The sequence below is a fragment of the Microcoleus sp. Pol7_B2 genome, from assembly GCF_036701035.1.
Lineage (GTDB): Bacteria > Cyanobacteriota > Cyanobacteriia > Cyanobacteriales > Microcoleaceae > Microcoleus.
Window position 1 is genome coordinate 82,572 of the sequence record NZ_JAUBQB010000007.1, and the last position, 20,851, is coordinate 103,422.

A 20,851-nucleotide genomic window follows, 5' to 3' on the forward strand; every position below is an offset into this window, starting at 1 on the left:
TGTCTTTTTTCCGAAAAAACCTGAGAGATTGAGCCATCATTTTAAACTTTTCATAGCTTGGCGTTTAGCCATTCTTAATTTTTGAATTCCCGAAATCTGAATTTGTTTTTGCTGCTCGATTTGGTGCTGCCTTTCTGCTTCAGCAAGAATTTCTGCCAAGTCGTCGAGCCTGATATCTGGCTGGGCAACAACTTGGTTGAGAACAGTTTGCCAACCTCTCACAATTCGGGCAACAGTCGTAGCCTCAAATAAGTCTATTTTGTACTCAAATAAGCCTTGGATTCCTTCTGAAATCTCCCAGAGAGTGAGGCTTAAGTCGTGTCTCGACATACCGACATCGAATTCTAGAACGCTCAACGTCAAATCGCCTAATTTCAGGGGTGGCATGGGCGCATTTTGGAGAACAAACCAGACTTGAAAAAGCGGGTTATAGCTGAGATTTCGCTCTGGCTGCAATTCCACAACGAGCTTTTCAAAAGGAACATCGGGGTGAGCGTAAGCTGCTAACGCTACCTCGCGTGTTCGACCGAGTAGTTCGCGGAACGTTGGATTACCAGCAGTATCAATTCGTAGCACTAAAGTATTGACAAAAAATCCAATTAATTCCTCTAATTCAAGGACATTGCGGTTGGCAATAGGAGAACCAATAGCGAGGTTTTCCTGTTTTATTTGGCAGTATAGCAAGGATTGAAATGCTGCCAACAACGTCATAAATAGGGTGACATCTTGTTGCTGGGCGAGCGTTTTCAGCCTTTCAGTTAAAGAAGCAGAAATAACAAAAGATTGCTGCGACCCTCGAAAAGTTTGCACCGGAGAGCGCTGCTTATCTGTTGACAGCACAGCTAAACCGCCTCCCAATTGCTGTTTCCAATAAGCGAGCTGTTTGTCTAATTTCTCTCCCTGGAAATGCTGCCGCTGCCAACTGGCGAAGTCGGCATACTGCACGGAAAGTTCAGGCAGCCCAGAGGGTTTGTCAGTGGAAAAATCTTCATAAAGTGCGGCTACTTCTCGCACCAATACCCCCATAGACCAACCGTCAGAAATAATGTGGTGTATCGTCAGCAGCAACACATATTCTGCCGAACCCAGTTGCAGCAGAGTGGCCCGCAGTAAGGGATCTCGCGTTAAGTTAAAGGGGCGTTGGGCTTCTTCCAGAGTACGCTGCTCAATTTCAGCTTGCTGCTCAGTTTCTGGTAAATGTTGCAAGTTTACCACCGACAAAGCGAAATCCAAGGAAGGAGAAATCAGTTGAACAGGTTCCCCGTCCACTTCTGCAAAAGCAGTGCGTAAAACTTCGTGACGCCTGACAATTTCATTGAGTGTTTGTTGCAGTGCTGACAAATTCAATTGCCCTTGCAAACGCACAGCAGCAGGAAGGTTGTAGGCAGGGTTTTGGGGAGACAATCGATCGAGAAACCACAGCCGTTGCTGGGCAAAAGAAAGGGGAGCAGAATTTTGCTGCGATCGCCTGGGAATGCGCTTAGATTGCTCAGCCTGTACTGCCTCTTTGCCCAATGCTTTGAGGAGGAGCGCTCGCTTCTGGGGCGAGAGGTTTTTTAGTCGTTCTGAACGATTAGTAGACATGATGATTCACCTCCTCGCAGTGGTCGCTGTTTGTGATAGTTAAGGAAAGCTTTGCGGCTATTTTTAGCTGGTCGTTTAAAACAATGTTGATATCTGCTTCAGTGGTAAGGGGGTTGGCAAGGACGACTCGAAAAGCAACAATGGGAATGGTTTTGCCATAACAGGTGTTTTGCAGGGTTGTTCGCGATACGAAGGTGTAACCGGCTCGCCGCTGGGCCTCCTGAAGGCGCTCGTTAAATTGATTAATGAAGTGGTTGTCTGCTTCGGTTAGTTGTTTTTTGGCTGCTTTTTCCCTGAATGTTTCTGGAATATAGCGGTATAAAAGAATATTAATTTCTGGTTCTAGCAGCAATTCAAAGGCTGGATTTTCCCGAATTAAATTGGCTAAGTGCTGCGTTTTATGGATGCCTCCATCTATCAAAAACTCATAGCCTTGATGGCCGATGATATTCAAGGCGGCTTGCAAGTACAAACTCGCACCTGGTCGAGAGCCTTCGAGAGAGCGCTTGCCTAAATCGATGGAGTCTTTTCGCACCGTGTAGGGCGCGTGTTTTTCAATAACTTTGGCGGTTTGGGGATTGCGGAATAAAACCAGACCGATTCCCATTGGCAAATACATTTGTTTGTGTCCATCTATGGTGACGGAATCTGCTAGTTCAATGCCTGCGAATTTGTGCCGGTGACGTTCGGAAAAAAGCACGGGGCCGCCCCAAGCGGCATCGACGTGAAAGTGAGCGTTTGCTTCTTGGGCGATCGCGGCTATTTCTGGAAGCGGATCGATACTTCCCGAATCGGTGCTGCCTCCAATACCGATAATTGCCAGAATGTGCAGATTGCGATCGCGACATTCGGCCACAGTTTGGCGCAGCGCTGCCAAATCCATGCGGTGATTGGAATCGGTGGGGATTTTTAGGAGATTGCGATCGCCAATGCCTAATAAACCGGCAGCCTTTTCAAAAGAATAGTGCATCAAATTGGAGCCGATTATCACCATTCCCTTGTAGCCGTAAAACTCTAAAGCTGCGTACAAGCCTTCTTTTTCAATGCCACTAAAGTTATTTTTTGGCCCTAAAGAAGCGTTGCGAGCGCACCACAAAGCTGTGATATTAGCTAGGGTGCCGCCCGTTGTCATGATACCGAGCGTGCTGTCACTTTTTTGAATGTGCTGGTTATAAAAATCCTCAGAAAAATCGTAAATTAATCGGTGGATCATTGCCAAAGTCTGGCGCTCGCAGGGGCTTAAAACTTTGGCAGTTTCCATCTTGACTAAATTTTGATTCATCGCGGTTAAAAGCTTCGCGATCGGGCGCACAAAATAGGGAAGTGCGCTCGTCATGTGACCGATATATCGGGGAGAAGATGTGTGAATGGAATGGGCAACGAGGGTTTTGGTCAAATCATCGATATAATTGCCAACATCTGTAGGAAGGGCGGGAATTTTGTTTTCCCTAAACTCCTGAATAATTAACTCTAAGTCAATATCTGTACTAGCACTTTTTGCGTACAAAAAGTCTTGAACTAGGGCAGAAATTCGCTCCTCCATTGCTTCTTCTGCCAAAAAGGACTTTTCTGAAGCACTGAATAGCTCCATTAACTTTTCTTCAAGTGGGGTAACAGAAGCTTTTAAGGGCTGCATTACATCTTGAGAATCTTTGGCTTTTACTGTTAGTTTATTCATCCCGCATCAATCCTGTTAAATGGGCTTTTTTCTCTCCTATTCCCACCGAAGCCTTAAGGAGAAAAGGGCTGTTTGTGCTTTTTTTCCAACCCGATGTTTACTCAGTCAGCATCACAGTTAGTGCTGAGTCTCCCTCACTTTTTTCTAAGAGATCGAGCAATTCATCTATCTGGTTAGAATCGGCGTTTGCCAGAATTTCTTCCTCGATTAGTTCAGCTAAATTCTCAATAGTGGGAGCGGCAAAAAAATCGCACATCGCTAACTCTACCCCAAAGCACGATCGCACTCGCGATATTAACTGTGTTGCCATCAGAGAGTGACCGCCGAGGTCAAAAAAGTTTTGGTTAGTTCCTACTTTTTCTAGCCCTAAAAGAGCAGTCCAAATCTCAGCAATTTTTTCCTCTGTGGGCGTTTGTGGATCAGTGAAGGCTGTTTCATCAGAAACGTAATCGCACCTTTGAGATAAGGCGAGGCGGTCAATTTTTCCGTTGGGCGTTAGTGGCAACGCATCTAATAGCACAAAAGCTGAAGGCACCATGTAATCTGGCAGTTTGTGCTTCAAGAATGAACGCAGTTCGGAAATAAGTTCTGGGTGCTGATTTCTGAACCCTGAGTTAGGAACTAGGTAAGCGACTAGGCGTTGACTGCCCGGTTCATTTTCTTGAAGCAAAACAGCAGCGGTGGAGACAGAAGAATGTTGAGAAAGTGCTGCCTCTATTTCTCCGAGTTCGATGCGGAAACCGCGAATTTTTACTTGGCAATCGCCACGACCCAGAAATTCTATATTACCATCCGGCAGGTAACAACCGATATCGCCTGTTTTGAACAAAACTTTTTGATGAGAATTACCGAGAAAATCTAATTTTTCTTGCCCAAACGGGTTAGAAATGAATTTTTCCGAGGTTAAGTCGGGGCGGTTTAAGTAGCCCTGTGCCAATCCATCGCCGCCGACGTAAATCTCGCCGGGAATTCCTATGGGAACGGGTTGCAAATTGCGATCGAGCAGATAAATTTGCGTGTTGGCCATCGGGCGACCGATAGGAACTTTCTCGACACAGTGAGTTGCATCGTACCACGTCACGTCCGCAGCTACTTCAGAAGAGCCATAAAGATTGATTAATACCCGCTGGGGCATCTGCTCTCGAAATTGCTGGCAAAGTTCCATCGGCAGAGTTTCTCCGCTGCAAATCCAATATTTTAATTGAGGCAAACGCCTGTCTAAATCAGGGAAGGAATCTAAGATAGCGCGCAACAAAGAAGGAACCAGCACCAGTCGCGTTACATTTTGCTTTGATAAGGTTTGAAGGAATTGGTTAATATCTTTGACGGCTCGATCGGGAATTATCACAGTTGGCAACCCATGCAGCAAAGGAGCAAAGATTTCCCAAACCGAATCGACAAAATTTAAGGAGGTTTTTTGACAGCAAATATCTTGTTCGATAAAAGGGTAGGGGTTCCAAAAACAGCGATTGACTGTGCCTCGGTGGGTGCCGAGTACGCCTTTGGGAGTGCCAGTCGAGCCGGAAGTGTAGAGGACGTAAGCGAGGTTTTCAGCTTCCACTTTAACAGCGGGGTTGCGATCGCTCTGGCGGGAAATTTCCTGCCATTCGGCGTCGATACAGACGACTTTAGCGCTGTGTTCGGGGAGGGTTTCTAGGAGGTTTTTTTGAGTCAAAAGCACCGGAACTTTTGCATCGGCCAGCATGAAGGAGCGGCGTTCTTGGGGATAAGCAGGATCGAGAGGAACGTAAGCGGCACCGACTTTTAAAATGCCCAAAATGGCCACCAGCATTTCCAGCGATCGCTCTAAGCAAATTCCCACCAAAACTTCGGGTTTTACACCTATAGATTGCAGGTAATGCGCGATTTGGTTGGCTTTGGCATTCAATTCGCGGTAAGTCAATTGTTCATTTTCGCAAATTGCAGCCACTGCATCTGGGGTTCGCTCTGTTTGTGCTGCAAATAATTCGTGAATTGAGGCATTTTTGGGGTAATCCGCTTGGGTGTCGTTCCACTGGACAAGTAATTGCTGGCGTTCGGCGGCGCTCAATAGCGGCAATTCTGACAGTTGCCGCTCAGGATTTGCACTCATTCCCTCCAATAAAGTTTGCAGGTGTCCGAGCATCCGCGCGATCGCAGCATCTTCAAAGCGGTTGCTACTGTAACCAATTTTGAGCGCCAACTCCTCACCCGGCACCACCATCAGCGTTAGAGCATAGTTCGTCTTTTCAAAAGAAAGAACACTTTCTATTTCCAGGTTTTGAACCCGCTTCTGCAAAGAAGACTCTAAGGGATAGTTCTCAAAAACTACCAGCGTGTCAAACAAAGGCAGCCTGCGCGGCACTTCGCTCCACCGCTGCACCTCTACCAAGGGGCTGTATTCGTACTGCCGCGCCTCTATTTGTCGGTCCTGCAACTGCTTGAGCCAAGACAGCAGCGAGTCTTTTGGGCGAATCTTGACGCGCGCGGGCTGGGTGTTGACGAACAGCCCCACCATCGATTCTACTCCCGCCAAGTCTGGTGGACGACCGGAGACAACCGTTCCAAAAATAACGTCTTCCTCGCCGCTGTAGCGGCTCAGAAGCAGCCCCCAGGCTCCTTGTACTAGAGTGTTGAGCGTCAATTGCTGCAGCCGAGCTAACGATCGCAGCGCTGCTGTTGTCGCTACAGACAGCAGGATTTGCTGTTCCCGATCGCTTTCTTCTCCCGCAGCGGACCCAAAATCCCGCTCAATTGGCAGCGGCGTGGGTGCGGTAAAGCCTTGGAGGCGCTGCCGCCAAAACGACTCAGCCTCAGACAAATTCTGCTGCTGTATCCAAACAATGTAGTCGCGATAGGGGCGCGGGCGCGGCAAGGATAATTGCTCGCCGTTGAGTTCGGCTTGGTAAAAATCAAAGACTTCTGTGAGGATGGTGGGGTTAGACCAGCCATCTAGCAGCAGGTGGTGGTGGCTCCAGATGAAATAATAAGTATCTTTTGCCAGTTTGATGAGAGTCATCCGCATCAACGGCGGTTGCCGCATATCGAAACCCCGATCGCGATCGCTTTTGAGAAAGGTTTCTAGGTGCTGTTGCTGTGCTGCGGGCGCGATCTCTTGCCAGTCGCACTCCTCCCAAGGCAGTTGGACTTGCCGGGACACGACTTGAACGGGTTCTTTGAGGCCTTCCCACACGAAGGAAGTACGCAAGATGGGATGTCGATCGGTCACCTGCTGCCACGCCTGCTTGAATGCCTGCGCGTTCGCCAGTTTGCGAAGCGTGCAAGTTAATTGCTCGAAATAAACTCCGGAGTTGGGAGAGTAGATGGTGTGAAAGAGCATCCCCTGCTGCATGGGCGAGAGGGGGTAAAAATCTTCAACGTTGCCTTTGCCCATTTCAAACTTTTCCAATTGCTGAAAGAATGTTTTCTAGGTCGTTTTCCGTCCACTGGCTCCACTTAAATTCTGCAAAGTCAGAGGGAGTGCAGCCGACTGCTTCGGGTTCCTGGGAAGCTCGGGCGATCGCTCGCAGGGCTTCGGCAAACCTTTGCGCTAAATTCTCCACCGTAGAACGTTGGTGGATTTCCTCGCTATAAGTCCAATCCATTCGCAACTGCCCGCCCGCAACAAATCCGTTAATTTCTATCAAATAGCTGCGGTTTCCTTCGGGGCTAAAAGGCTGCCCGACGGATTCCCCAGACAGGGCAAATAAAGATGATTCAGGGAGAACTTGGTCGAACTGTCCGAGGTAATTGAAACTCACCTCTGCTGCAGGGAGCGATTGCAGTTTCTGGGAAATTTCGCCGCCAGCGAGATATCGCAGCAACCCGTAACCCATACCGCGATTCGGGATGGCGCGCAACTGTTCTTTGACAGCCTTTAAGCCATCTGCGGGAGTGGAAGCCTCGCCGATCGACAGCAGTACCGGAAACACGGAAGTAAACCAACCCACAGTCCGCGAAACGTCTGCATCTGGGAAGATATCTTCCCGCCCGTGCCCCTCTAAATCAACCAGCAGCCAGCGTTCTCCGGTCCCCTGGGCAAACGCCCACGCCAGTGCTGCCAGCAGTACGTCGTTAATTTGGGTTCGGTAGACTTTGGGAACTTCGTGCAGCAAGACGTTAGTGTCTTCAGCAGTGATCGCCACCGACACGATGCGCGACTGCGCTACCGCATTGCTTCCCCCAGCGAAATCTACTGGCAGGGGAGAAACCGGCTTTTGTAGGTGTGCCAGCCAGTAATCGAATTCTTGGTGCAACCCTTCTGACTGAGCGTATTCAACCAGTCGCTGTGTCCACTGTTTGAAAGATGTCGTCTTCAGCGGCAGCGAGATTGCAAGACCCCTGCTCAACTGCTCGCAGGCATTCTGCAAGTCTTCGAGCAAAATTCGCCACGATACGCCATCGACAGCTAAGTGGTGGATAACTATTAGCAGGCGCGAAGGTTGCTGCGCCCCCAGATCGAACAGAACAGCGCGCGCGATCGGCCCTTCTGACAGGTTTAAGCTTGCCTGTACTTCATTGGCCTTAGACTCTATAGCACACGTTTGCTCATTTGTCAATAAATTAGATAAATCTAATTTTTCAAACGGCACGGCTCCCCCGGGTTCGGCATTGAACTGCTGCCAGCCTGATTTGCCGGGCGCAAAGCGCAGGCGCAGGGCGTCGTGGTGCGTCAGAAGTTGCGCGAACGCTCGCTCCAGCAGCGCTGCTTCGAGGGGTTGCCGCACTTCTAACATCACGGCTTGATTCCAGTGGTGCCCAAAGGCAAAATTTTCTTCAAAGAACCACTGCTGCACGGGAGTCAGCGGCACCGCGCCCGTCACCAATTTTTGCTCGGCTCGCACAGCCTCGACAGTGCCAGCAGCGGCTGCCAGAAACGCGATCGTCTGGTGCTGGAATAGCAGTTTGGGAGTCAGTTGAATCCCGGCTCGATTGGCTTGGGCGACAATCTGAATGCTGAGAATCGAATCTCCGCCCAACTCGAAAAAGTTGTCGTGTATGCCCACTCGCTCGATTCCGAGTACCTGCGCCCAAATACTCGCGAGTTGCTCCTCGACGCTGCTGGAAGGAGCCGCGAAAGTCTCTTCCAATTCCGATCGCGTCAAGTCGGGCGCTGGCAGCGCAGCCCGATCGAGCTTGCCGTTGGGCGTTAGAGGCAGTTTCGACTGCAGGACGAAGGCAGACGGCACCATATAATCTGGCAAGCGTTCTTGCAGGAACTGGCGCAGCTCGCTAGAAGAGAGTGAGGAATTTTGCTCTCGGGCCTCGGGGACGACGTAAGCGACGAGACGCTTGCGAGCGTTCGCCTCGGACCACACCAAAACCGCACTTTCCCGCACGGCCGGATGCTGGGAGAGTGCCGCCTCAATCTCTGCCAGCTCGATGCGAAACCCGCGGATTTTTACCTGATTGTCAATGCGACCGACATATTCGATGTTGCCATCTGGTCGATAACGAGTTAAGTCTCCAGTTTTGTAGAGGCGCGAACCAGGTTCATTGCTAAAGGGGCTGGGGATAAATTTTTCTGCCGTCAGCTCGGGACGGTTGAGGTATCCCCGTGCCAAACCAGCGCCGCCGATATGCAACTCGCCCGGAATGCCAGTGGGTACAGGCTGCCCGTGACAATCTAGGATGTAGGTTTGGACATTGCCAATAGGACGCCCGATCGGCAACTCCCTCAATGCGGCGTCGGCTGCCGATAATTCGCATATCGTTGCCACCACAGTGGCTTCTGTAGGGCCGTAAGTATTCACCAGACGTACTTGTTGCCCTACACGCTCAATCCAAGTTTTCAATCGTTCGGGAAGCGCTTTTTCTCCGCCAATGATTGTCAAGCGTAATGACGGGGCAAGTACCAAGGTTTCTTGGCTCAATAAGGCTGTCAGTTCGTGCCAGTAGGCTGTCGGCAAACTCAGAACAGTTAAGTTCCAAGCCCTGCACTTTTCCCAAAATACAGCCGCTGAATCCAGCATGGAATCAGTACGCAATACGAGTGTTGCGCCCGAAGTCAGGCAGGGGTAGATTTCTTCGGCACTGGCATCGAAACTAATAGAGGCAAACTGCAAAACGCGATCGCGCTTTTCTATTCCATATTCAGCGATCGCAGCCGCCGTGTAATTGACTAGCGATCGGTGTTCGATTAAAACGCCTTTGGGTTTTCCTGTAGACCCTGATGTGTAGATAACGTAGGCCAGGTTTTCTGGCTTTACGCCGCTGCGAGGGTTTTCTGAGCTGTAAAAAGCAATTTCTTCCCAGCCCGAGTCCAAGCAGACAACACGGGCCGAGTGTGGGGGAAGTTTTTCGAGCAGCTTTTCTTGCGCCAGCAGCACCTGCACTGAAGAGTCTTCTAGCATGAAAGCCAAGCGCTCTTTAGGATAGTTTGGATCGAGCGGGACGTAAGCAGCGCCCGCTTTGAGGACGCCCAACAAGCCGATTACCATCAAGGGCGATCGCTCGACGCAAATCCCCACCAGCGCTTCTGGCTTTACTCCTAGCGAGCGCAGGTGGTGCGCCAACTGGTTTGCTCTCGCGTTCAGTTCCCTATAGCTGAGTTCTTCTCCTTCAAACACTACTGCCACAGCGTCGGGCGATCGCGAGACAGCCTCCTCAAATAACTGATGGATGCACTTATCCGGGGGATACTGGGCAAAAGTGTTATTCCACTCGAGCAATTGCTGCTTTTCGGCTGCTGTCAGCAGGGGCAAGCTGGAGAGGCGCTGCTCTGGATGAGCTGCGATACCTTCCAACAAGGTTTGCAGGTGTCCGAGCATCCGGGTAATGGTGGCGCGATCGAACAAATCCGTGCTGTATTGCACTGAGGCTTGCAGCCTTTCCCCCACTTCTTCTAAATCCAAGCTCAAATCAAACTGCGTCGTATTCGTTTCGAGTTCGAGCAGATTTAAAGTCAATCCGGGCAGCTCCAAGGGCGGCATGGGGTTATTCCGCAACTGGAACATAACCTGAAATACCGGGTTATAACTCAGACTGCGCTCGGGTTGCAGTTCCTCAACCAGTTTCTCAAATGGCAAGTCTTGGTGCGCGTAGGCTCCCAAAGTCACCTCGCGCAAGCGTTGAAGCAATTCTCGAAAAGTAGGATCGCCGGAAACGTCAGTCCGCAACACCAGGGTATTGACGAATACGCCAATGAGTCCTTCAATTTCAGCGCGGTTGCGGTTGGCGATCGGGGAGCCGACTAGCAAGTCTGTCCGCCCTGTATAGCGGTAAAGCAGCGCTTTAAAGGCCGCCAGGAGCGTCATAAACAGGGTAACGTCCTCCCGCTGGCTGAGGTTTTTGAGGGCGGCTGTCAGCTCGAAAGACAGCAATAGCGACTGGGTTGCGCCTTCGGAGGTCTGAATTGGAGGTCGGGGTCGATCGGCTGGCAGTTCCAGCAAGGGAGGCGCTCCCTCCAACTGTTGCTTCCAGTACGCAAGCTGAGTTTGCAGCACTTCGCCGCAGAGCCAGTTGCGCTGCCAGATCGCAAAGTCGGCATACTGCACGGGAAGCTCTGGAAGCTGCGGTTGGTTTCCGGCCCATAAGGCTTCGTAAATTGCCGCCAGTTCCCGCGCCAGCACTCCTATGGACCAGCCATCTGAAACGATGTGGTGCATCGTCAGTAGCAGGACGTATTCTTCTTCGCTAAGCTGTAGCAAAGATGTCCGCAGCAAGGGGCCTCGTTGTAAGTCAAAGGGCTGTTGCGCTTCCTTTGCAGATAGCTGGTTTACGGCTGCCTCTCGATCGCTCTGGGGCAGTTCTCGCAGGTCTATTACTGGCAGCCACAGGCGAGAAACAGGGGGAGCAATGACTTGAACGGGCTGTCCCTGAACCTCTGTAAAAGTCGATCGCAAAGCTTCATGCCGGTTGAGGATTTCGTTGAAAGTTTGCTCCAACACGGCGACATTTAATTTGCCTTTGAGCCGGATAGCGCCTGGGAGATTGTAGAAAGATTTTCCAGCCTCGAACTGGTCGAAAAACCACAGCCGTTGCTGGGCGAAAGACAAGGGAATCGAGTCGCCTTCTTTCCTTCTAGGGATTCTGCGATCGCTTGAGGATTCTACCCCCTTTTCTCGCAGCATCACTTCCAGCAATGCGCGTTTTTTTGCAGATAGTTTCAAATAGCTCATTGGGCTTTTGTTTGGTTTGACTCAATTGCTGGGATTAATAACTAGAAAAAGCTGCGATCGTCAATTCTCGATCGGGGAGAGAAGTTTTCTCGGCGAGCATTCGCTCTACTTCTTCATCGGAAAGTTCCGCAAGACTCAGCAGCAATTGAGCGGTATTTTCAACTTTCTCTCGCTGCGCGGGATTTTCCACCAGGGCCGCGGCTTGCTCGGATGCGGTAGGCGACTCGAAGAAAGAGCGCAGGGGGACATCTACCCCGAAGGTGTCGCGCACGGCTGAGATGATTTGCGTTGCTAGTAGGGAGTGCCCTCCTAAATCAATGAAAAAGTTGTCGTGAATGCCGATTTTTTCCACTCCAAGTATTTCAGCCCAGATGCCTGCGAGAACTTTTTCAACCGGGGTATTAGGCGCGACAAAGGTTTTTGGAAGGAAGGCGGCATCCGGTGCGGGCAGAGCTTTGCGGTCTACTTTTCCATTGGCAGATAGCGGCAGCGCCTCCAGCATGACAAATGCAGAGGGCAGCATATATTCGGGCAGCTTTTGGCTCAGAAATTGCCGCAATTCGCAAGTTTCTGGCGCTGCATTTTGTTGGGGAACTACATAGGCTACTAACCGTTTCTGACTGCGTTCTTCCCCGAATGCGGTTACTACACACGATCGCACTGCCGGGTGCTGGTTCAAAGCGGCTTCAATTTCTCCGGCCTCAATGCGGTATCCCCGAATTTTGATGCGGAAGTCTTCTCGCCCTAAAAATTCGATGTTGCCGTCAGGGAGGAAGCGGCCTAAATCTCCGGTTCGGTACAAGCGTTCGCCCGTAACGGGGTGCGTGAGGAAGCTGGCACGAGTTTTTTCTTCATTCCGCCAGTATCCTTTTGTCAGTCCAACTCCGGCACAACACATCTCGCCGGCAACCCAGACTGGACAGTCTTCTAGCCTTTGATTCAAAATGTAATAGCGTGTATTGGCGATCGGCGATCCGTAGGGAATGCTGTTCCAAGAAGAATCAACAGTTTCTACCGGATACCAAATATTCCAAAGGGTAGTTTCCGTTGGCCCGCCGACACTGACAACGCGACATTCTTTGACGATCGCCCTTAACCTCTGGGGCAGCGTTATCGGTATCCAATCTCCGCCGAGAAAGGCCCAGCGCAAGCAATCGGGCAACACTTCAGAACGTCCGCCAGCGTAATCGAGCAGCATTTCCATCATCGGCGGCACCGAGTTCCAAATGGTGACGCGCTCTTTTACCATCAATTGCGCCCAGTGAGCAGGGTCTAGCCGTTGTGCGGCATGGGGAATGACGATCGCTCCCCCGGCTGCTAGGATGCCGAAAATATCGTAAACCGACATATCGTGGTGCAGTGCGGTGAGTGCGATCGCGCGATCGCACTCGGTCACATTAAACACTTGATTGGTCTGAGCGATCGCATTGACTGCACCTCGGTGCGCGATCGCCACGCCTTTCGGCAAGCCAGTTGAGCCGGAAGTATAAATCACATAGGCTAAATCTTCCGGTTGCTGCACCGACTCTAAAGCTTCTGGGCTTTCTGCAGCCAATTCGTCGGTATCGAGACAAATGCGCCACACATTTTCCGGCCATTCCAATCGCTGATTTAACTGAGATTGCGTCAAAACAATCTCAACTTCGCCATTTTCCAGCAAATACCACAGCCGCTCTTTTGGTAGCGCCGCATCTACGGGCAAATAAGCTGCCCCGGATGCGAGAATGCCCAGCACAGCAACGATTTGCTCCCATCCTTTTTCCATGACAACGGCAACCAACTGGTTAGGGCGAGCTCCCAGCTTCCGCAATCGGTGAGCGACTTGATTCGATCGCAGATATAGTTCCTCATAAGTGAGGGTGCGATCGCGTGTAATAATGGCGGGTTCGTGCGATCGCGACGCGATTTTCTCAGCAAACAACTCATGCAGCAATACATCGGGAATCGGTGCTTCGAGGCCGTTAGCGACGGCTTGCGGCTGCAACTGCGCCGTCCCCTGCCAAGCTTCCTCCGAGCTGGCGAGGCGCTGCAACAGGCGGCAGTAGGCATCAAACATATCGTCGATTAGCCCTTGGGGGAAGAGTTCTTCCACCACATCCCAGTTCAAGAATAGAGTGCCGCCAGCTTCGCTGTACTGATTGTCTATCCAAACTTGGGGAGTTTGACCGACGACGTAAACAACCTCTCCGATTTCTGCGATCGCGCCCAGTATGGAAGAATCGCTTTGTCCGGGGTTATTCTGCGGATTAGTCGTGAATACCACTGGCATCGGTGCCGCCGATGTCATCCGGTGCAGTTGCGCCAGTTCTCGCATAACGCGCACGCCGCTGACGTGCTGGTGCTCTAAATCCTGCCAAAGCTGCTGAGTCAGGCGTTTCGCCCGAACTTCAAAACTTTCTCGGCGTGAGTTGTCTACCTCCAGCAAAGTAAACGAGGCAAACTCGCCGATAATGTCGTTGACTTGCGGGTGCAGCGAAAGGCGGTTGAAGCGCGGCACGTTGAGGGTAAACCGAGGGCTTTTGCTCCACAGGCCCAGAACCTCGGCATAAGCAGCCAGCAAAACGCCTGTGGGAGAAAGCGCCGATCGCGCGGCTCTGGCTTTAAGTTTTTTCCACATTTCCGGCTCTAGCTGAGCGCTCCAGCGCTTGAAGCGAGGCTGTGTCAGGGAACTCGGATGCTTGGCTAAGGGAAGTTCGGGCGCTGGCGGCAGAGTGGCGAGGCGATTTTTCCAATACTCTAAAGATTGCTGGAAAAATGGGGAATCTTGGAGCGCGATCGCAGCTAAAACGTAGTCGCGGAATGACAGTTGCAAAGGGGCGAGGGCTGCGTTGGGATTGCGGTAAAACGTCACCAAATCTCGGAAGAGAATTTGATAGCTCCAACCGTCAATGCACAAGGCGTCAATGCTGACGTGCAAGCGGAGGCGACGATCGCCCAGAAGCGAGGCACGAATCTCGAAAAGTGGCCAGCGATCAAGGGGCAACACTTGGTGAGACAGGGATTCGCGAATTGCTTCGAGTTGGGAATTCACTGCCTCTGGGCTTTGTCCCCGCAAATCTAATACAGGAATTGCATAAGCTGGCACTGTTTCTAAAATTTGCTGTTGCCCGTCTGGATGGACGATCGCCCGCAGCATATCGTGGCGTTCCACCAATCGCTGCCACGCGAGGCTAAACCGCTCTAAATCTATATCGTCGCCTTCAATTTCTACATAGCCGTGAATGGCGACATTCCCCATCTCAAAAAAGCTATTTCTCCCGATCCAGTAAGCCTGCTGCATTTCATTTAGCGGAAAGGGTTCCCAGCGATTTTGAGGATCGGGGACGATTTCCGGCAGTTGCACAAGGGCGCGGGGTTCGATCGCCTGCTGCGCTTTAACGATGGCGATGGCTTCTGCCAAACTTTCCACCGTCGGGGATTGAAACAAACTGCGTAGTGGCAAGTCTACCTGGAACGCTTCTCGAACTTTAGCAATCAGTTGCGTTGCTAGCAGGGAATGTCCTCCCAACTCGAAGAAATTGTCGCGAATTCCTATTTGTTTGAGGCCGAGTACATTACTCCAAATTTCAGCGAGTAACTGCTCTTCCCGAGTGCGAGGTGCAGAAGCGGCGTTTAATTCCGATCTTTCTACATCGAGCCCTCTGAGCGATCGGCGATCAATTTTTCCATTAGATGTTAAAGGCAGAGCCTCTAGCAGCACGAAGGCTGAAGGGATCATGTATTGTGGCAGCTTTTCTTTGAGAAAGTCACGCAGTTTGCTAATTAAAGATGGCTGCCCAGTGCTCAATTCAGAGCTAGAAACGATATAAGCCACCAAGCGGTTTTCGCCTGAATTATCCTCCCCAAGCAGCACTACACTTTCCCGCACTGCTGGATGCTGGCTCAGTACCGCTTCAATCTCGCCCAGTTCAATTCGGAAACCGCGAATTTTGACTTGATTGTCGCTGCGGCCTAAAAATTCAATCGTTCCATCTGGCAGGTAGCGGGCAACATCTCCTGTGTTGTACAACCGCGCCTCGATTTCCTGACTGAAGGGATTGGGAATAAACTTTTGGGCAGTTAGTTCGGGTAGGTTCAAATAGCCTCTGGATAAGCCAGCGCCGCCGATATAAAGTTGGCCCAAAACGCCTACAGGAACCGGCTGCAAATTTGCGTCCAGAATGTAGAGCTGGGTGTTTGGAAGAGGGCGACCAATCGGGATCGAACCGCGCTTTGATGCAACGGATTTTATCGGATGGATGGCTGTCCAGACAGTGGCTTCTGTGGGGCCGTAAAAGTTCCAAAGGGGGACGTTCCATTCAAGCAACTCAGAAGCGAGTTCTGCAGGCAAAGCTTCTCCGCCACACATAATTAGGCGCAGGCTGCATTTTGGCTCGCTATCTGCTGTTTTTTGAGCGTCAATCAGTTGGCGAATTGCTGAAGGAGTTTGATTGAGAATGGTAACTCGCTCAGAGCACAGCAATTGGTAAAAAGCGGAGGGCGATTGAGTCACTTCTAGAGGGACGATAACCAGCTTTCCGCCGTGAACAAGCGCTCCCCAAATTTCCCATACGGAGAAGTCGAAAGCGTAAGAATGAAAAACAGTCCAAGCGTCGCGCTGGCTAAAATTAAATACGGGGTAAGTGGCTGCAAAAAGATGAACGGCGCTGCGATGGTTGACTTGAACGCCCTTGGGTTTCCCCGTCGAACCTGACGTATAGATTACATAAGCGAGACAATCGGGTGTTACATCGCTCAAACAATTTTCTTTGCTTTCTCGCGCGATGTTTTCCCAGTCTGAATCAAGGAAAACTGCACTCTGCGCCCGATCGCGAATCTTCTCCTCTAAATGCGACTGCGCCAGCAGCACTTGAACCTTGGCATCCTGCAGCATGAAGCTCAAGCGTTCACTTGAATACGCCGGATCGAGCGGAACATAAGCGCCGCCAGCCTTAATAATTCCCAGCAATCCCACCACCATTTCTAGGGAGCGCTCGACATAAATTCCGACGCGGACTTCAGGTTTTACACCGAGTTTTTGCAGGTAGTGTGCGACTTGATTTGCTCGTTCATTCAGTTCGCGGTAGGTGAGTTTTTGGTCTTCAAATACGACTGCAATGGCATGGGGAGTTCGAGCGACCTGCACTTCAAATAATTGGTGAATGGTGGTATTTTTTGGATAATCGACTTGCGTATTATTCCACTCGATTAGGAGTTGATGCCGTTCGCGATCGCTCAACAATGGCAACTCTGAAATACGCGTGTCGGCATTGGCGATAATTCCTTCGAGCAAAATCTGAAAATGCCCGTGCATCCGCGCGATTGTGCTGGGTTGGAACAGGTTCGTGCTGTACTCCCACGTCGCCGTCAACCCCCGCTCGGTTTCTTCCAAAAATAGCATCAAGTCGAAATTAGCCGTGCCGGTATCAATTTCATGGGAATTTAAGGTCAGCCCCGGCAATTCTATAGTCTGCGTCAAGCCGTTTTGCAAGGCAAACCCCACTTGAAACAGCGGCGAGTAGCTCAAATCTCGCTCTGGCTGCAACTCCTCTACCAGCTTCTCAATCGGTACATCTTGATGCGCGTAAGCGCCTAATGCCACTTCTCGCACGCTCCTTAGCAACTCTCGAAAAGTCTGATTTCCATTTAAGTCAGACCGCAGCACTAAAGTATTGACAAAAAATCCAATTAATGATTCTATCTCGCGGAGATTGCGGCTGGCGATCGGAGAGCCAACTAAAATATCTGTCTGCCCCGTGTAGCGGTAAAGCAGCGTCTTGAAGGCTGCCAGCAACGTCATAAATAGGGTGGCTTTTTCTTGCTGGCCCAATCCGGCCAGGGCCAAGCTCAAATCTTTGGGCAACTCCCAAGTTTGTCTCGCACCCTGGAACGTTTGAACGGCGGGGCGAGGAAAGTCTGTTGGTAAATTTAGAACCGGCAAGCTGCCGCTTAACTGCTGCTTCCAGTAAGCCAGTCGCGTCTCTAATATTTCTCCTTGCAACTGCTGGCGCTGCCATGCGGCAAAGTCGGCGTATTGAATTGGCAGCGGGGAAAGCAAGGGTAAACGATCGCTAGCAAAAGCTTGATAAAATTCTGCCAACTCTTGGAGAAATACGCCCAGGGACCAACCATCAAAAACGATATGATGCACGGTTAGAAGTAAGACGTGCTCTGTTTCGTCGAGGCGCAGCAGTTTGGCGCGCAGCAGAGAGCTTTGCCCCAAGTCAAAGGGATCTCGCGCTTCTGGGGCCGACAGCCTTTGCACCTGGATCTGGCGATCGTCTGGGGAGCGAGCGCTCAAATCTATCAGCGGCAGCGTCCAATCGCCCGCAGCAGCGACAACCTGTATCGGTTGCCCTTCCACAGCGGCAAACGCAGTTCTCAAAACCTCGTGCCGCTCGATAATTTTTTCAATACTTTGCCTGAGTGCTTCTGCATTAAGTTGCCCCGTCACCCGAACCGCACCGCAGAGGTTGTAGAAGGGGTTTCCCGGTTCCAATTGGTCGAAGAACCACAAGCGCTCTTGGGCAAAAGACAGGGGAAGATGGCGCGAGCGAGAAACTGGCTCAATGACGGCTGCTTTGGTATTTCCTGTTAGTTGCTCTAAAATTTGCACTGCCAGTTGAGCAATGCTCCTATCCTCAAACAAATCGGCAACCGATACAGTAACGCCCAAGTCACTCTCTATTTGATTTTTTAACTCAAAAATTCTTAAAGAATCTAGTCCAAAACTACTGAGCGGTCGATCGATAATATTTTGTGTTTTTCCGCTGGCAGTGAAGCGGATTGAAGATTCCTCTTCCATCGCTAATAGCCGACTTTGGCTATTAGCCTGGGAATTCATTGTCCGGCGATTTACCTGCTGCCAAAGGTAAGCCTCAAGCAGCGGCTGCCGTTCTTCTAACTCTGCTTCCAGCAGAATTTCTCGGGTGAGTTGATTGTCGATTTCCACCGAATCAGCTAACTCTAAAACGCTACTCGCGGCCACTTCCAAATTGTCAGCTAGAAAGTCAGTATAGGCGGCGCGACGTTGAATTTTACCGCTGGTCGTTTTGGGAATGCTTCCCGGCTTAATCAGCACTACTCCATAAACTTGCACTTCATATTCTTGAGCAATGCGGGATCGGATGGCGCTGATAATTTCCTCGGCATTATCCGGCGCTTTGCGAGATTGTAATTCTTGTACGATAACGAGCTGTTCTTCGCCTGCGACTTCCACCGAGAATGCCGCGATCGCCCCTTGCCGCAAACTGGGATGGCTGCGCTCTGCTGTTTTTTCTATATCTTGGGGGTAAAGATTGCGACCTCGGATGATAATCAAATCTTTGAGTCGGCCTGTAATAAACAGTTCTCCGTCGCGTAAAAAGCCTAAATCTCCTGTTCGTAAAAAGGGCCCTTCGCTGGTATCTGAAAGATATGCTTGAAAAGTTTTTTCTGTCTCTTCTGGGCGATTCCAATAGCCTCGCGCAACTGTTTCGCCAGTTACCCAAATTTCTCCGACTTCCTGCGGCTGGCATTGCGTCAGAGATTCGGGATTGACGATCGCAACTAGAGTGCCAAATTCAGGGAAACCGCAGCCGACTAAAGTTCTCGCGCCCGCTTCGCCTTCGACAACTTCTACAATGTGATTGTTTTCCAGCGCCCCAGCGTCAACAGGTAAGAAAGTCGGTGTTGTCCCGCTGCGAACCGTGGCAATTTTTAGCGTGGTTTCTGCCATTCCGTAAGCAGGACAAAAGGCATCCGCCTGAAAACCGCAGGGTTCAAAAGCTTTGGTAAATCGCTCTAGGGTTTCTTTGTGGATGGGTTCTGCGCCGTTATAGGCCACGCGCCAACTACTCAAGTCCAGCATTTGTTGGCCATCGCCCAACATTTTGCTTATTTTGCTCGCACACAAGTCGTAAGCAAAATTTGGCCCGCCGCTGTGGGTAGCTTTGTAGCGCGAAATCGCTTCCAACCAGCACATCGGGTTCTGAATAAACGCCGCTGGCGGCATGAAGTAAGAGGGAATTCCCAGATACAAAGGTTTGAGCAATCCGTCAATTAACCCCATGTCGTGAAAGGGGGGAAGCCACGTTACGGCAACGCTTTCGGAATCGTGGTCAAAGCCTCGGTGAATGTATTCGATGTTGTATAAAACGTTGGCGTGGCTCACCATTACGCCTTTGGGGGTGGAGGTTGAGCCGGAAGTGTACTGAAGATAAGCCACTTCGTCGGGATGGATGGGTAGCTGCTGCCACTTTTCGCCGTCATCGGCAAGCGCCTCTGCACTCAGCCAGTGCAGCCCTTTGAGTTCCGGCGCTTGCTCGCATAGCTGCTCTAAATTTTCCAAGTGTCGCGCGGGAGCGATCGCAACTGTTGCTCCTGCGTCTTTGGCGATCACACTAATTTTCGCTAAATTCCGTTTCAGCTTCGGCGGATAGAGGGGAACTGCGATCACTTTGGCGTACAAGCATCCAAAAAAGGCGGCGAGATAGTCCAATCCTGGCGGGAAAAGCAGTAAGGCTCGTTCGCCAGTGACTCCCAATGTCTGAAGTCGCACGGCGTGCGATCGGGCGATCGCGTCTAACTCTCGATAAGTCAAACTGGCGGTTTCAGTTTTTCCGTCTAACAGAAATGTATATTTCTGCTCTGGTTGGTGTAATGCTCTGTTTTGCAGGAGTTCTACTAAAGTACAACTTTCGGTGAGTTGGTTTCCCTTAATGCTTGCGTCACTCATCGATTCTTTTTACCTATAAATCTTGTTTGCAGTACGCCAACCAGTTCCGCCAAATTCTTTCCACATAGACTTTCTGTGGACAGTTGTCGGGCGTTACGAGTCTCCCATCAGCGTGTTTGAGTCTTCAATCCGGGTATTAGCGCTTGTTTTGAGTTTTTTTTGTCGATCGCGCTGTTCGGCAATGGCTCCGGGGCGATTTCAGTCCGAGCCAGCTTTGATATCCGCTTCAGGGGCTTTACGGCTATCGACTTTAAGCATCCTATGCTAGATGATATTTATTGTCAAGAGTCTGGCAGCAAATTTGTTGACTGCTCTGGTTTCCTATATGACAATCTTTTCTAACTCTTGCCATAGCATTTTAGGCGCTCGTTTGTCTAGCCCTTACCGCAACCATAATAGGCAAGTGGTGCACAACTAGCTAGAGGGGTCTAACCCCCTATATTAAAATGCAATTAGTTTTCATTAGTTAACTCTTGACAGATGTAACTGCTGTGTTATCTAATTAAGGCACTTTCTCATTAAGCGTCCAGCAACTACTTCCTTTAACCGAGGAAGGTGCCAACCGTGGGCGATCGTCCAGAGCGCCACCGGACTGAGGCGTTCGCCCTCACGCGCTTCCTGCCAGACAAAGGCGGATAGCGACGGGAGAATCGGATCGAACTGCGCCCGACAACTGGGCCGGATCTTCCGCAGGTCAGTTTCACTCCTGCCCACAAGAGCAGCAACGCTGCCACAAATCATGTTGTGCAAACAACGCAAACCACATATCCGAAGTTCTATCAATTGTTGATTCAA

General features: G+C 50.8%; 6 protein-coding genes. All 6 read right to left on the reverse strand.

The window, feature by feature from the left end; all coding sequences use genetic code 11:
* Nucleotides 1-36: 36 nt before the first annotated feature.
* Nucleotides 37-1,584 (reverse strand): condensation domain-containing protein, encoded by a 1,548-nt coding sequence (locus tag QUA57_RS04755; protein WP_333059750.1) that lies wholly within the window; start codon nt 1,582-1,584, stop codon nt 37-39.
* Nucleotides 1,574-3,262, reverse strand: coding sequence for a pyridoxal-dependent aspartate 1-decarboxylase PanP (gene panP, locus QUA57_RS04760; RefSeq protein WP_333059749.1), 1,689 nt, complete (start codon nt 3,260-3,262; stop codon nt 1,574-1,576). Before panP ends, QUA57_RS04755 begins: the two co-directional genes overlap by 11 nt.
* 97 nt (nt 3,263-3,359) lie before the next feature.
* Nucleotides 3,360-6,650, reverse strand: a complete 3,291-nt coding sequence (locus tag QUA57_RS04765) for an amino acid adenylation domain-containing protein (protein WP_333059748.1) — start codon at nt 6,648-6,650, stop codon at nt 3,360-3,362.
* Nucleotides 6,637-11,361 (reverse strand): amino acid adenylation domain-containing protein, encoded by a 4,725-nt coding sequence (locus tag QUA57_RS04770; protein WP_333059747.1) that lies wholly within the window; start codon nt 11,359-11,361, stop codon nt 6,637-6,639. The genes QUA57_RS04765 and QUA57_RS04770 overlap by 14 nt, the downstream gene beginning before the upstream one ends.
* A 34-nt stretch (nt 11,362-11,395) precedes the next feature.
* A complete protein-coding gene (locus QUA57_RS04775; RefSeq protein ID WP_333059745.1) occupies nt 11,396-20,056 on the reverse strand; it encodes an amino acid adenylation domain-containing protein in 8,661 nt (2,886 codons plus the stop codon).
* A 498-nt stretch (nt 20,057-20,554) separates the two neighbouring features.
* A complete protein-coding gene (locus QUA57_RS04780) occupies nt 20,555-20,851 on the reverse strand; it encodes a hypothetical protein (protein ID WP_333059743.1) in 297 nt (98 codons plus the stop codon).